General features: G+C 71.4%; 15 protein-coding genes and 1 tRNA gene. 10 read left to right on the top strand and 6 right to left on the bottom strand.

The features are described from left to right. The first annotated feature begins 30 nt into the window (after window positions 1-30). Both BX286_RS14510 and rdgB read left to right on the top strand, forming a co-directional pair. Complete coding sequence (locus tag BX286_RS14510; RefSeq protein ID WP_121015112.1) at window positions 31-432, top strand: hypothetical protein; 402 nt, start codon at window positions 31-33, stop codon at window positions 430-432. A gap of 42 nt (window positions 433-474) precedes the next feature. Then, window positions 475-1,077: an RdgB/HAM1 family non-canonical purine NTP pyrophosphatase gene (gene rdgB / locus BX286_RS14505; RefSeq protein ID WP_079427301.1), complete on the top strand. Its 603-nt coding sequence runs from the start codon at window positions 475-477 to the stop codon at window positions 1,075-1,077. A gap of 60 nt (window positions 1,078-1,137) precedes the next feature. On the opposite strand, the gene BX286_RS14500 is transcribed toward rdgB, so the two are convergent. The 4 genes from BX286_RS14500 to bcp all read right to left on the bottom strand — a co-directional run bounded on the left by BX286_RS14500 (window position 1,138) and on the right by bcp (window position 3,044). Next, window positions 1,138-1,224: transfer RNA gene (locus tag BX286_RS14500), tRNA-Leu, on the bottom strand. Between the two features lie 49 nt (window positions 1,225-1,273). Next, the gene (locus BX286_RS14495; protein ID WP_107438261.1) at window positions 1,274-1,789 is read right to left on the bottom strand and encodes an HNH endonuclease; all 516 of its coding nucleotides are present in this window, start codon (window positions 1,787-1,789) and stop codon (window positions 1,274-1,276) included. Further along, a complete protein-coding gene (locus BX286_RS14490) occupies window positions 1,786-2,427 on the bottom strand; it encodes an HNH endonuclease signature motif containing protein (protein WP_121017648.1) in 642 nt (213 codons plus the stop codon). The genes BX286_RS14495 and BX286_RS14490 overlap by 4 nt, the downstream gene beginning before the upstream one ends. Before the next feature lie 149 nt (window positions 2,428-2,576). Next, window positions 2,577-3,044, bottom strand: a complete 468-nt coding sequence (gene bcp, locus BX286_RS14485) for a thioredoxin-dependent thiol peroxidase (RefSeq protein WP_079427297.1) — start codon at window positions 3,042-3,044, stop codon at window positions 2,577-2,579. 118 nt (window positions 3,045-3,162) lie between these two features. On the opposite strand from bcp, the gene BX286_RS14480 reads away from it, so the two are divergent. The 3 genes from BX286_RS14480 to BX286_RS14470 all read left to right on the top strand — a co-directional run bounded on the left by BX286_RS14480 (window position 3,163) and on the right by BX286_RS14470 (window position 4,401). Next, window positions 3,163-3,480, top strand: a complete 318-nt coding sequence (locus BX286_RS14480; RefSeq protein WP_079427295.1) for a DUF3618 domain-containing protein — start codon at window positions 3,163-3,165, stop codon at window positions 3,478-3,480. Between the two features lie 61 nt (window positions 3,481-3,541). Then, on the top strand, window positions 3,542-3,883 hold the full coding sequence (locus tag BX286_RS14475; RefSeq protein ID WP_079427293.1) for a co-chaperone GroES: 342 nt from the start codon (window positions 3,542-3,544) through the stop codon (window positions 3,881-3,883). Between the two features lie 197 nt (window positions 3,884-4,080). After that, window positions 4,081-4,401 (top strand): multidrug efflux SMR transporter, encoded by a 321-nt coding sequence (locus BX286_RS14470; protein ID WP_079427291.1) that lies wholly within the window; start codon window positions 4,081-4,083, stop codon window positions 4,399-4,401. Window positions 4,402-4,404: 3 nt separating this feature from the next. Here BX286_RS14470 and BX286_RS14465 read toward each other — a convergent pair whose 3' ends face one another. Continuing rightward, window positions 4,405-6,951, bottom strand: coding sequence for a transglycosylase domain-containing protein (locus BX286_RS14465; protein WP_398898521.1), 2,547 nt, complete (start codon window positions 6,949-6,951; stop codon window positions 4,405-4,407). A gap of 174 nt (window positions 6,952-7,125) precedes the next feature. Here BX286_RS14465 and BX286_RS14460 point away from each other — a divergent pair, with 174 nt between their 5' ends. From BX286_RS14460 to BX286_RS14440, 5 genes are all read left to right on the top strand, one after another. Next, on the top strand, window positions 7,126-7,929 hold the full coding sequence (locus BX286_RS14460; RefSeq protein WP_121015111.1) for an ABC-2 family transporter protein: 804 nt from the start codon (window positions 7,126-7,128) through the stop codon (window positions 7,927-7,929). Continuing rightward, window positions 7,922-8,821, top strand: coding sequence for an ABC transporter permease (locus BX286_RS14455; protein ID WP_121015110.1), 900 nt, complete (start codon window positions 7,922-7,924; stop codon window positions 8,819-8,821). Before BX286_RS14460 ends, BX286_RS14455 begins: the two co-directional genes overlap by 8 nt. 2 nt (window positions 8,822-8,823) lie before the next feature. Next, complete coding sequence (locus tag BX286_RS14450) at window positions 8,824-9,786, top strand: ATP-binding cassette domain-containing protein (protein ID WP_261993424.1); 963 nt, start codon at window positions 8,824-8,826, stop codon at window positions 9,784-9,786. Window positions 9,787-9,900: 114 nt separating this feature from the next. After that, entirely contained in the window at window positions 9,901-10,737 is an 837-nt protein-coding gene (locus tag BX286_RS14445) for a DUF1707 domain-containing protein (protein ID WP_261993423.1), read from the top strand. A 99-nt stretch (window positions 10,738-10,836) separates the two neighbouring features. Then, window positions 10,837-12,144, top strand: coding sequence for a DUF445 domain-containing protein (locus tag BX286_RS14440; protein ID WP_100863593.1), 1,308 nt, complete (start codon window positions 10,837-10,839; stop codon window positions 12,142-12,144). 178 nt (window positions 12,145-12,322) lie between these two features. Here BX286_RS14440 and BX286_RS14435 read toward each other — a convergent pair whose 3' ends face one another. Next, window positions 12,323-12,622, bottom strand: coding sequence for a hypothetical protein (locus tag BX286_RS14435; RefSeq protein WP_079427278.1), 300 nt, complete (start codon window positions 12,620-12,622; stop codon window positions 12,323-12,325). Between the last annotated feature and the right edge of the window lie 70 nt (window positions 12,623-12,692).

Below are 12,692 nucleotides of genomic sequence, written 5' to 3'. Positions count from 1 at the left end.
CCCGTACCCACACCCCCGGGGGGGACCCACATGAACCCGCACCTCACCCGTCCGAAGCTCCGCATGGCCGCCCTGGCCCTGACGGCCACCCTCACGGTCCCGGCGCTCGCCTCCTGCGACGCCATCTCCACCGCGATGGACTGCGCCAACACGGCCGTGGCCATCACCAACGGGGTCAACAACCTCCAGCAGGCCGTCTCGAACGCCGGCAACAGCGTCCAGGACACCCAGAACGCGCTGAACCAGATAGACACCGACCTGAAGAAGATCAAGGACCAGACCGGCAACGCCGACCTCGGCAAGGCCGTCGACTCCATGACCACGGCCGTCAACAACGTCCGCACCTCCGTGCAGCAGGGCAACACCGCCCCCGACATCAAGCCGGTCGCGGACGCCGCCGCGGAGATCTCCAAGGTCTGCACCCCGGGCTGACGACCTGCCCCGACGACCTGCCCCGGCCGGGATAATGGCGCCATGACCCGCCTGATCCTCGCCACCCGCAACGCGGGCAAAGTCACCGAACTCCGCGCCATCCTCGCCGACGCCGGCCTGCCGCACGAGCTGGTCGGCGCCGACGCGTACCCCGAGGTCCCGGACGTCAAGGAAACCGGCGTCACCTTCGCCGAGAACGCCCTCCTCAAGGCCCACGCCCTCGCCCAGGCCACCGGCTACCCCGCCATCGCCGACGACTCGGGCCTGTGCGTCGACGTCCTGAACGGCGCCCCCGGCATCTTCTCGGCCCGCTGGGCCGGCGCCCACGGCAACGACCGCGCCAACCTGGAACTGCTCCTCAACCAGCTCGGCGACATCGCCGACGAACACCGCGGCGCCCACTTCTTCTGCGCGGCCGCCCTGGCCCTCCCGGACGGCACCGAACACGTCGTCGAGGGCCGCCTCCTGGGCACCCTCCGCCACACCCCGGCGGGCGGCGGCGGCTTCGGCTACGACCCGATCCTCCAGCCGCTGGGCGAAACCCGCACCTGCGCGGAACTGACGGCAGCGGAAAAGAACGCCATCTCCCACCGAGGCCAGGCCTTCCGCGCCCTGATCCCGATCCTGCGCGACCTGCTGGGCTGACGGTCCGCCCGCCGGATAGCCCGAAGGCCCCGAACGCGGTTGCGTACGGGGCCTTCGGTGTGGTGCGGCCGGGGGGATTCGAACCCCCACGGGATTTCTCCCACGGCGTTCTAAGCGCCGCTCGGCTGCCTGTTACGACACGGCCGCGAGATGCTGCCATGGTAGCGGCCAGCCATCCGCTGCGGTGAAGGACTCCTCAGACGGACCGGCGGCGTCCCCCTCTGCACCAGGTGGTTGTGATCGCGTGGCAGTTGGGGCACAGCAGTCGCAGGTTCTCGCGGCGGTCGTCCCTCCAGTCGCCGTTGACGTGATCCACCTCGAGGGTCATGGCAAGCCCCTGCCACTCCGGGCCGGTTCCACACTCGGCGCAGCACTCAGGCACGCCGATTGCGCGCAGAGCGCGGCGCAAGAGCTCGGTTTTCGTGCGCCGCCCTCCGGTGCGGAGCACGAGGACTTCCTCCGGGGGCTTGAGCGGAACGGTGCCGGGTCTGCCCCGTTGATGCGCCTGCCCCAGGAAATGGGAGGTCGAGAGCCCCTGCTCGTGTATCCATGCCCGCAGCCTTCCACGCTGCCCGCCGGAGTCGGGCAGAGACAGGCGCCGCAGCGTCTCGGCCAGTGACCGGGACTCGGCGACCGCGTCGCGTATTGCCGCCGGGTCCGGCCGGGATCGGCTGTTGCGTCGGCGGGGCTGCTCGGAATGGGAGCCGTTCATGCTGCCCGCCGCTTGGCCCGGCCTCGGTACGAGTCCGTCGTGGAGTGGCAGTTCGGGCACAGCAGGCGAAGGTTCGCCAGCTGGTTGTTCCGCCAGTCGCCGTCGATGTGGTCGACCTCAAGGGGGAGTGGGTAGCCGCGCCACATTGCTTCAGTGCCGCACCTCGAGCAGCGCTCCGGCACCCCGCAGGACCCCATGGCGCGCTTGAGGCGGTCACCCGGGATGCGGCGTGCGCTTCCCGGTTCCTGCACCACCAGCAGGGTCTCCGGAGTCCGGCGCGTCTTGGGCCGGCCAGCCGGTGAAGGGATCTTGAAGTGCGAGGTGTCTATGGCCAGCGACCTCACACGCCGACTGATGTACGTATGGTGGCCACCCACGACGTCCAGTCCCAGTCGCCGCAGTACCTCGCACATGTTCGACGAGACCGCGACCGCTTCGGTCAGGACCTCCGCGGTCCACTTCACCCCCTCCTTCTCGAAGTGGGAGATCTCGATCCCGAGCTTGCGCATGCGGTTGCGAACGTAGCGCCGTGATCCACCGCGCGGATCCACCCCGAGCCGCTCCAGTGCCTCGCTCAGTGTCCTGGAAGAGCCTGCCGCCTCCGCGAGGCGTTCCTTCGTGTACGGACTGACCGGCATGGTCGCCACCCCCTGTTCTCGGCCACGTGTGCGGACCTCGCATGGAGTAACGGATCGGTAGTCGGACGGTTACGGCAGGTTTCGTCCGATAAGCGGAACGGTCCGCACCGGGAGGGTGCGGACCGTTCCGCGGGGACGGGTGGGCGGGGTCAGATGCCCAGGTCCTTGATGATCTTCGCTACGTGGCCCGTCGCCTTGACGTTGTAGAAGGCGTGCTCGACCTTGCCCTCCTCGTCCACGACCACCGTGGAGCGGATGACCCCGGTCACCGTCTTGCCGTACAGCTTCTTCTCGCCGAAGGCCCCGTACGCCGCCAGGACCTCCTTCTCCGGGTCGCCGACCAGGGTGACCTTCAGGTGCTCCTGCTCGCGGAACTTCGCCAGCTTCTCCGGCTTGTCCGGGGAGACGCCGATGACGTCGTAGCCGGCCGTGGCCAGCACGTCCAGGTTGTCCGTGAAGTCGCAGGCCTGCTTCGTGCAGCCGGGGGTCAGGGCCGCCGGGTAGAAGTACACGATCACCTTGCGGCCCTTGTGGTCGGCCAGCGACACCTCGTTGCCGTCCGCGTCGGGCAGGGTGAAGGCGGGGGCGGGGTCGCCCGGCTGGAGTCGCTCGCTCATGTCAGTGCTCTCCTCGGGAGGGGATCCGTACGGCATGAGCCTAAGCTGACTGAGCTGACAGACTGTCCATGACGGATCAAGCCCATACAAGACCAGACACGACGACGGAGGCAGCGCGGTGCCGGAAGCCAGGACCCCCGCACAGATCGAGGCGGACATCGTCCGCCGCCGCGAGCAGCTCGCCGAGACGCTCGACGAGATCGGCGTGCGCATGCACCCGCAGACGATCATCGGGGACGCGAAGGCCAGGGTCGCCTCGACGGTCGACCACACCGCCGGGCGCGCCGTCGCGTGCGTCAACCGGCTGATCACCGACGTGAAGGACGGCCTGCGCCACGAGGACGGCGCCCCGCGCTTCGAGCGGATCGCCCCCGTCGTGCTGCTCGCGGCCGGCGTGGTCGGGCTGCTCGTGGCTTCCGCGCGCCGCAAGCGGTGACGTCCGCCGTGATGTCGACCCTCACGGGTGCGCGGCGCGCGGCGGCAGGTAGGTTCGTGGCGTGAGCGAGAACACCACCCACGACAAGCTGCCCATCCGCATGCTCCACGACCGCGTGCTCGTGAAGTCCGACACCCCCGAGGGCGAGCGGCGCTCGGGCGGCGGGATCCTGATCCCGGCGACGGCCGCGGTGGGCAAGCGGCTCGCCTGGGCCGAGGTGGTCGCGGTCGGGCAGAACGTACGGAGCGTGGAGCCCGGCGACCGCGTGCTGTACGACCCCGAGGACCGCGCCGAGGTCGAGGTGCGGGGGGCGACGTACGTGCTGATGCGCGAGCGGGACCTGCACGCCGTGGCGGCGGAGCGGCTGGAGGGGTCGAAGGACTCGACCGGGCTGTACCTCTGACTGACGGACGCGGTACGAGAAAGGGCTGGTGACCCGGGTCACCGGCCCTTTTGCACGCCCTTTGCTACGGTGGTGGGGAACCACCCCGACGAGACGCGCCGTACCGGGTAGCTGGGTCAGCTGGGTCGATCGGATCGGCTGGACCAGCGTGCAAAGACGACGCACCCCCGTTCCGTTCTCGTCCCGGAGGTGCCGTCATGGCCTGGGTTCTTCTTCTCTTCGCCGGCCTGCTCGAGGTCGGCTGGTCGATCGGCATGAAGTTCACCGAGGGCTTCACCCGGCTGTGGCCGTCGGTGTTCACCGGTGCCGGGATCGTCGCCAGCATGGTGCTGCTGTCCTACGCGGCCAAGACCCTGCCCATCGGTACGGCGTACGGCGTGTGGGTGGGCATCGGTGCGGCCGGTGCGGCGGTGCTCGGCATGGCGGTGCTGGGGGAGCCCGTCACCGCCGCCCGGATCTTCTTCATCTGTCTGCTGCTGGTCGCGGTGGTGGGGCTGAAGGCCACCTCCGGCCACTGACGGTCATTCGAGGAACAGCGACGGAGGGCGGCGGCGCGGGGTGAGGCCGCCGCCCGTGGCCTGGCCGCCGTTGGTTTCGCCACCGCCGCCCGTGGCGCCCGTGGTGTCGCCTCCGTTGGTCTGGCCGCCGGTCGTCTGACCGCCGTTGGTCTGGCCTCCGGTGTTCTGGCCTCCGTTGGTCTGACCGCCGTTGGTCTGGCCTCCTGTCGTCTGGCCTCCGGTGTTCTGGCCTCCCGTGTTCTGGCCGCCGTTCGTCTGGCCTCCCGTGTTCTGGCCCCCGTTCGTCCGCCCGCCGTTGTCCTGGCCCCCGTTCGGGGGGTTGGGGCGGCCGCTCTGGTCCGGCAGCCACGGCGGGCGGCTGCCCTGGGGCTGCTGCGGGGTGGTGGGCTGGACCGGTGGCGGGGGCTGGGCCGCGCCCGGCTGGAGGTCCAGGTCGAAGTCGGCCGGCTCCGTCCCCTCCAGGGCCTTCTTCGTGTACGCCGCCCAGATCCGCGCCGGGTAGCCGCCGCCTCCGAGGCGGGGTTCGCCGAGGGCCCCGTACAGGGGTTCGAGGGTGCCCGAGTCGGGGTCCTGTCCCATGACCGAGACGACCGTCACCAGGTCGGGGGTGTACGCGGCGAACCAGGCGGCGCGGTCCTGCTCGGCGGTGCCGGTCTTGCCCGCCGCCGGCCGGCCGGCCGCGAGGGCCTCCGTACCGGTGCCGTTGTCCACGACGCTGACCAGCATGGAGGTGGTCGTGTCGGCCGCTTCGCGGCTCACGGCCTGCTGGGGGGTGCGGTCGGGCAGGTGCAGGGTGTCGCCCTCCTTGGTGATCTTCTCCACGAGGGTGTACGGGGTGCGCCGGCCGTGGTCGGCGAGGGTCGCGTACGCCTGGGTCATGTCCAGCACGCTGGCCTGCATGGTGCCGAGCGCCATGGCCGGGACGGCGTCGAAGTTCGGCGTGTCCTCGGGGAGGCCGAGGCCGATCGCCGTCTGCTTGACCTTCTCCGTGCCGACGTCGACGACCATCTGGGCGAAGACGGTGTTGACGGAGAGGTCGGTGGCGGTGTTGACGGTGATCTGACCGTACGACTGCTGGCCCTCGTTCTCGGGGGCGTAGGGAATGCGGGTGCCGACGACGCGGCGCCGGTTGTCGCCGTTGTAGACCGTGTTCGGGGTGATCCGGCGGCCGTCCTGGGTGCGGGAGTCGTTCTCGACGGCGGAGGCGAAGACGAACGGCTTGAAGGTGGAGGCCACCTGGTAGTCGTGCCGGGTCGCGTTGTTGACGTACTGCCTGGTGTAGTCGATGCCGCCGTACATGGCGACGACCTTGCCGGTGGCCGGGTCGATGGAGACCCCGCCGGCGCGCACCACCTTGTCGGCCGGGCGGCCCGCCGGGTCGAGCTTGTCGACCATCTGCTTCTGGACGGCGTCGACGAAGGCGTTCTCGCGGCGCTTGTCGATGGTGGTGGTGATCCGGTACCCGCCCTCGGCCAGGGTCTTGTCGTCGAGGATCTTGTGTTCGGAGATGTAGTCCTTGACGGCTTCGACGAGGTAGCCGCGCTGGCCGGAGAGTCCGGCGGCGGCGCGGACCTTGCCCGGTTCGGGGAAGGTGGCCGCGGCCCGCTCCTCGGGGGTCATCCACTTCTTCTTGACCATGCCGTCGAGGACGTAGTTCCAGCGGGCGAGGGCGCGGGCGCGGCTCTGGGGGTGGGCGACGACGTCGAAGGCGCTGGGGGAGTTGAGGAGGGTGGCGAGGTAGGCGCCTTCGGGGGTGGTGAGCTTGTTGACGTCCTTGCCGTAGTAGGCCTGGGCGGCGGCCTGGATGCCGTAGGCGTTGCGGCCGAAGTAACTGGTGTTCAGGTAGCCCTCGAGGATGTAGTCCTTCGACTTCTCGCGACCGAGTTTGATCGCGATGAAGAACTCCTTGACCTTGCGTTTGATCGTCTGTTCCTGGCCCAGGTAGTAGTTCTTGACGTACTGCTGGGTGATGGTGGAGCCGGACTGCGTGCCCTTGCCGGTGGCGGTGTTCCAGGCGGCGCGGATCATCGCCTTGGGGTCCACCGCCCGTTCGGAATAGAAGTCCCGGTCCTCGGCGGCCAGTACGGCCTCCTGGACGGTGCGGGGGACCTGGGAGAGCGGGACGTTGACGCGGTTGACCTCGCCGTCGCGGGCGAGCTGGGAACCGTCGGCGTAGAGGAACACGTTGGACTGGGCGGTGGCGGCCGAGTTGGCCGGCGGGATGTCGACCAGCAGGTAGCCGGCGACGAGCGCGCCGCCGAGCAGCAGGAGGAGCAGCAGGATCCCGCCGAGGACCATCCGCCAGGTGGGGAGGAGACGCCGCCATCCGGTGCGCTTGCGTTTCACCTTGGGGCTCGGGCTGGCGCTGGCGCTGCCGTTGGGGCCGGCCTTGGCCTTGCCCTTGCCCTTGGCCTTGGCGTTGCGGCTGCCCTTGCCCTTGCCCTTGCTGTTGTCCTTGCCGCCGTCGCCCCGTGGTCCCGTGGGCCCCTGCGGCTTCGGGGTGTCCGGATCACGAGGGGTCCAGCCCGGGGGTGGTGACTGGTCGCTCATCGCCGGGACTCCTCGTGACCGTGCGCAATATCCACATCTGTACCTCATGGTGTCTACCCGATGGCCGCTGCTTCCGCTCCGGACGGGCATAAAACGGTCGCGTGGCTCGCCCCTCCGCACTAAGCTCGCGCGCTTTGGCCGACGTAGGAACGACGTGGAAAACGGAGGGATACGGTGCGGCTCTATCTGGCCGTCGCCGCGGGCGGGTTCCGCCGCTACGCGGCCTACGGGACGGCGACCGCCGCAGGCGTCTTCACCAACACGGTCTTCGGCTTCATCGTCGCGTACACGTACATCGCCCTGTGGGACGAGCGCCCCCACCTCGGCGGCTACGACCAGGCCCAGGCCCTCACCTTCGTCTGGGTCAGCCAGGCCCTGCTGGCGGCCGCCTCGCTCATCGGCGGCGGCTTCCAGGAGGAGCTCCAGGAACGCATCCGTACGGGTGACGTCGCCGTCGACCTGTACCGCCCGGCCGACCTCCAGGCCTGGTGGCTGGCGACCGACCTGGGCCGTGCGGGCTTCCAGCTGCTGGGGCGCGGGCTGTTGCCGCTGGTGGCCGGGGCGTGTGTCTTCACCCTGGCGCTGCCGTCCGATCCGCTGCGCTGGCTGCTGTTCCTGCTGTCGGTGGCCCTCGGGCTGGTCGTCGGGTTCGGGGTGCGGTACCTGCTGGCGCTGGCCGCGTTCTGGCTGCTGGACGGGGCGGGCGTCAACCTGATGGCGACCGTCGTCACCGTCTTCTTCTCCGGGATGCTGCTGCCCCTGACCGTCTTCCCCGGAGGCTTCGGCGAGGTGGTGCGGCTGCTGCCGTGGGCCGCGATGCTCCAGGTCCCGCTGGACGTGCTGCTCGGCACCCACGCCGGGTCCGGAGGAGCGGTGCGGGCGCTGGGCTTCCAGGCGGTGTGGGCGGTGGGGCTGCTGGGCGCGGGGCGGCTGGTGCAGTCGGCGGCCACGCGGAAGGTGGTGGTCCAGGGTGGCTGAGACGGTGGTGAGCCGTACGGGGACGGGGGCGGCACCGGGCGGGCCGGGGCGGTGGCCGTACGAGCCCGCGTCGGGGCGTGGTGGCCGGCTGCGCGAGGGGCTGCGGGGCTACGGGCTGATCGTGGGGATGTGGATCCGCTCGACGATGGCGTACCGGGCGTCGTTCCTGCTGGCCACGGTCGGGAACGCGGCCATCACGGTGCTCGACTTCGTCGCGATCGCCGTCATGTTCTCCCACGTGGAGGCGCTCGGCGGGTTCACCCTTCCCGAGATCGCCCTCCTGTACGGGTCCTGCTCCGCCTCGCTCGGGCTGGCGGACCTGCTCCTCGGCAACACCGAGCGGGTCGGCGCCCGGATCCGCGACGGCTCCCTCGACACCATGCTGGTGCGGCCCGTCCCGCTGCTCGCGCAGGTGGCCGCGGACCGGTTCGCGCTGCGGCGGCTGGGGCGGATCGCGCAGGGGCTGGGGGTGCTGGGCTGGGCGCTCTCGGTGCTGGACGTGGACTGGACGCCGGGGAAGGTGCTGCTGGTGCCGGTCATGGTGGTGGCCGGGGCGGGGATCTTCGGCGGGGTGCTCGTGGCCGGGGCGGCCTTCCAGTTCGTCGCCGGGGACGCGGCGGAGGTGCAGAACTCCTTCACGTACGGGGGCTGCACCATGCTCCAGTACCCGCCGACGGTGTTCGGGAAGGAGCTGCTGCGCGGGGTGACCTTCGTGGTCCCGCTGGCCTTCGTCAACTGGCTGCCCGCGCTGTACGTGCTGGGCCGGCCCGATCCGCTGGGGCTGCCGGGGTGGGTCGCGTACCTGAGCCCGCTGGTCGCCTTCGCGGTGTTCCTGCCCGCGTCGCTGGCGTGGCGCGCGGGGGTCCGTTCGTACCGAAGCACGGGGAGCTAGTCGTGTCCGATGTTCTCGTCTCTCTGGAGGCGGTCGAGAAGGTCTTCGAAGTCCGGCGCCGTGTCGGGCTGATGCGCCGGGAGAAACGCCAGGTCAGGGCGGTGGACGGGATCAGTTTCGAGGTCGCCCGGGGCGAGGTGGTCGGGTACATCGGGCCCAACGGCGCGGGGAAGTCCACCACGATCAAGATGCTGACGGGCATCCTCACCCCGAGCGGCGGCCGGCTGCGGGTCGCGGGCATCGACCCGTCGCGGGAGCGGATGCGCCTCGCGCACCGGATCGGGGTGGTCTTCGGGCAGCGGACCACCCTGTGGTGGGACCTGCCGCTGAAGGACTCGTACGGGCTGATGCGCCGCATGTACCGCATTCCGCAGGCCCGGTTCCGGGAGAACCTGGACCGCTGCGTGGACCGGCTGGACCTCGCGGCGCTGCTGGACGTGCCGGTGCGGCAGCTGTCGCTGGGGCAGCGGATGCGCGGGGACATCGCGGCGGCGCTGCTGCACGACCCGGAGGTGCTGTACCTGGACGAGCCGACGATCGGGCTGGACGTGGTCAGCAAGGCGCGGGTGCGGGAGTTCCTGCGGCAGCTGAACGAGGAGCTCGGGACGACGGTGCTGCTGACGACGCACGACCTCCAGGACATCGAGCAGCTGTGCGAACGGGTGATGGTCATCGACCACGGCCGGCTGGTGTACGACGGGGCGCTGGGCGGTCTGCACGCGCTGGGGGAGGGCGGTGAGCGGACCCTGGTGGTGGACCTGGAGCGGGAGCTCCCGCCGCTGGAAGTGGCGGGGGCGCGGGTGGTGCGGGTGGAGGGGGCGCGGCAGTGGCTGGCCTTCCCGGCCCGGGAGTCGGCGGCGCCGCTGGTGGCGGCGGTGGCGGCGCGGTATCCGCTGCTGGACCTGTCGGTGCGGGAGCCGGACATCGAGGACGTGATCGCACGGATGTACGCGGGGCGGGGCTGAGGGGGGCGGGGCCGTCCGGGGGCGGAGGTCAGGGGGAAATCAGGGGCGGGGTCGGGGTGCCGCCCGGGGTCGGGACCGTTCAACCGCCGGGCTTCTCTGCATAGTCTGACCCGCATGAGTGACGAGCGCCCGGAGCAGGCGACGCCGGAGAAGACCTCCCTGGACAAGGCCCCCCAAGGCCAGGGCCCCCAAGGCCAGGCCCCTCAGGCCCCTCAGGCATCTCAGGTATCTCAGGTATCTCAGGCCCCTCAGACATCTCAGGCCCCTCGGGCATCTCGGGCGGAGGCCGCCCCCTCCCTGCGGGCGTCGGACGCCGACCGCGAGCGGGTCGTCGAGCGCCTGCGGGACGCCGTCGCCGAGGGCCGGCTGGACATGGAGGAGTTCGAGGAGCGGCTGGAGGCGGCGTACAAGTCCCGTACGTACGCCGAACTCGAACCCCTGACCAGCGACCTTCCGGCCCCCGAGTCCTCCTCGGCCCTCTCCTACGCTCCCGGCCCCGTCTCCGCCACCTCGTCCTGGCAGTCCCGCATCGGCGGTACGTGGGCCTCCTCGTCGGCGGTCGCGATCATGTCGGGGTTCCAGCGCAAGGGGCACTGGACGGTGCCCGCGCAGTTCAACGCCGTGGCCTTCTGGGGCGGCGGCGAGCTCGACCTGCGCGAGGCCGACTTCGCGGCGCGCGAGGTCGTCATCACCTGCGTGGCCATCATGGGCGGCATCGAGATCACCGTCCCGCCGGGCGTCGAGGTCGACGTACGGGGCATCGGCATCATGGGGGGCTTCGACCAGGGCCGGTCCCTGGAGAGCCGCCCGGAACCTGGGGCCCCGCGGGTGATCGTCAACGGCCTCGCCTTCTGGGGCGGAGTGGCGGTCAAGGTCAAGGCGCCGAAGCCTCCCAAGCAGCCGAAGGGCGGCAGGAACCTGGGCGGCGGCGAGGTCCGCAAGGAGCTCTAGCGGGACCCGGTCGGCGGCGCGCCGGGAACTCCCCGGCCCTCCCGGGAGTCGGATGCTATGCAGACAAAACCGGCCATCGGGGGAAGGCAGGAGCACCACATGAAGGAACCGGGACCGGCTGCGGGCCCATCCGCCCGCGGCGCGTTCGTCTTCAACGAGGCGGACGAAGAGCGGCGGCGGGGCGTCCGCCGCATGAAGACGACCGCGACGGGTCTGCTGATCGTCGTCGCGGTGGTCTACGTCCTGGCCACATGCGCCCAGCAGGCCTGGGGCGCGGGCGGCTGGGCCGGATACGTAGCCGCCGCGGCGGAGGCCGGCATGGTCGGCGCGCTCGCCGACTGGTTCGCGGTGACGGCCCTCTTCCGCCACCCCCTGGGGCTGCCCATCCCCCACACGGCGATCATCCCCACGAAGAAGGACCAGCTGGGGGTCTCGCTGGGGGAGTTCGTGGGCGAGAACTTCCTCTCCGCCGACGTCGTACGCGCCCGGCTGCACGCCCTGGGCATCGGCGGCCGCCTCGGCGCCTGGCTGGCCGAGCCCGAGCACGCCGACCGGGTCACGGCGGAACTGGCCACCGCCCTGCGCGGCGCCCTCACCGTCCTGCGCGACTCCGACGTCCAGGCCGTGGTCGGCGAGGCCATCACCCGCCGGGCGGAGGCGGCGGAGATCGCGCCGGGCATCGGCAAGACCCTGGAGCGCGTCGTCGCCGACGGAGGACACCACCGGGCGGTCGACCTGATCTGCGCCAAGGCCCACGACTGGCTGGTCACCCACGGGGACTCCGTCATGGACGCGGTCCAGGGCGGCGCCCCGGGCTGGACCCCGCGCTTCGTCGACCGCAAGGTCGGTGACCGGGTGTACAAGGAGCTGCTGCGGTTCGTCACGGAGATGCGCGACATGCCGGGCCACCCGGCGCGCGGGGCGGTGGACCGCTTCCTGACGGACTTCGCGGCGGACCTCCAGGCGGACACGGAGACGCGGGCCCGGGTGGAACGGCTGAAGTCGGAGGTCCTGGCGCGGGGCGAGGTGCAGGACGTGATCGCGTCGGCGTGGACGGCGGTCCGCTCGATGATCATCTCGGCGGCGGAGGACGAACGCAGCGAACTGCGCCTGCGCGTCCGCTCCTCCCTGATCTCCCTGGGCGCCCGCCTGGCCACCGACGGCCGCCTGCAGGCGAAGGTGGAGGGCTGGATCGAGGGCGCGCTGGTCTACGTCGTCACCACGTACCGCACGGAGATCACCTCCCTGATCACCGACACGGTGGCCGCCTGGGACGCGGAACACACCTCCCGCAAGATCGAGGCCCACATCGGCCGCGACCTCCAGTTCATCCGCATCAACGGCACCGTGGTCGGCGCCTTGGCGGGCCTCCTGATCTACACGGTCTCCCGCACGCTCGGCGCCTAGCCGCCGCCCCACCGGGGCCCCGACCACCCGGCCGGTCCCGTCCGGCATTTCGGTGCCGGTCGCGTGCGGTACAGGCGGAGGGCGGCCGGCACACTCCGCCACCGCCCCGCCACCGCCCCGCCTCCCCCTCAAGGGGGGCAATGGCCAGCGACCCCGCCGCCCCGCCCCCCGGGCGGGGTCACCCCCGGTCGGACACCGCCCACGCCGTCGCCGCGACGACGCCGGCCGCTCCGGCCACCGCCGGCCACGCGCCGACCTTCTTCGCCAGCGGATGCGCCCCCGCGAAGCCCGCGAGGTACAGCGCCCCCAGGCCGGCCGCCGCCGGGACCCCGCCGCGGCGGTGCCACTCCCGGCCGGCCACGATCCCGGCGGCGCCGAGCACGACCCCGCCCAGGGGGCGCTTCTTCGTCCACCGGGCGACGGCGTAGCCGCCGATCAGCCCGGCTGCCGCCACCGCGGAACTCGGTACCCGCGCCATGTCGAACTCCCTCGTCGTGTCAGACGTACGCACCACACAAATCCACGTACGCGCCAGATAAGTCATGTCA

This window comes from Streptomyces sp. 3211.6, assembly GCF_003634815.1.
Lineage (GTDB): Bacteria > Actinomycetota > Actinomycetes > Streptomycetales > Streptomycetaceae > Streptomyces > Streptomyces katrae_A.
The sequence above is the reverse complement of the archived record's forward strand: the minus strand, read 5'-3'. Positions and strand labels throughout refer to the sequence as shown.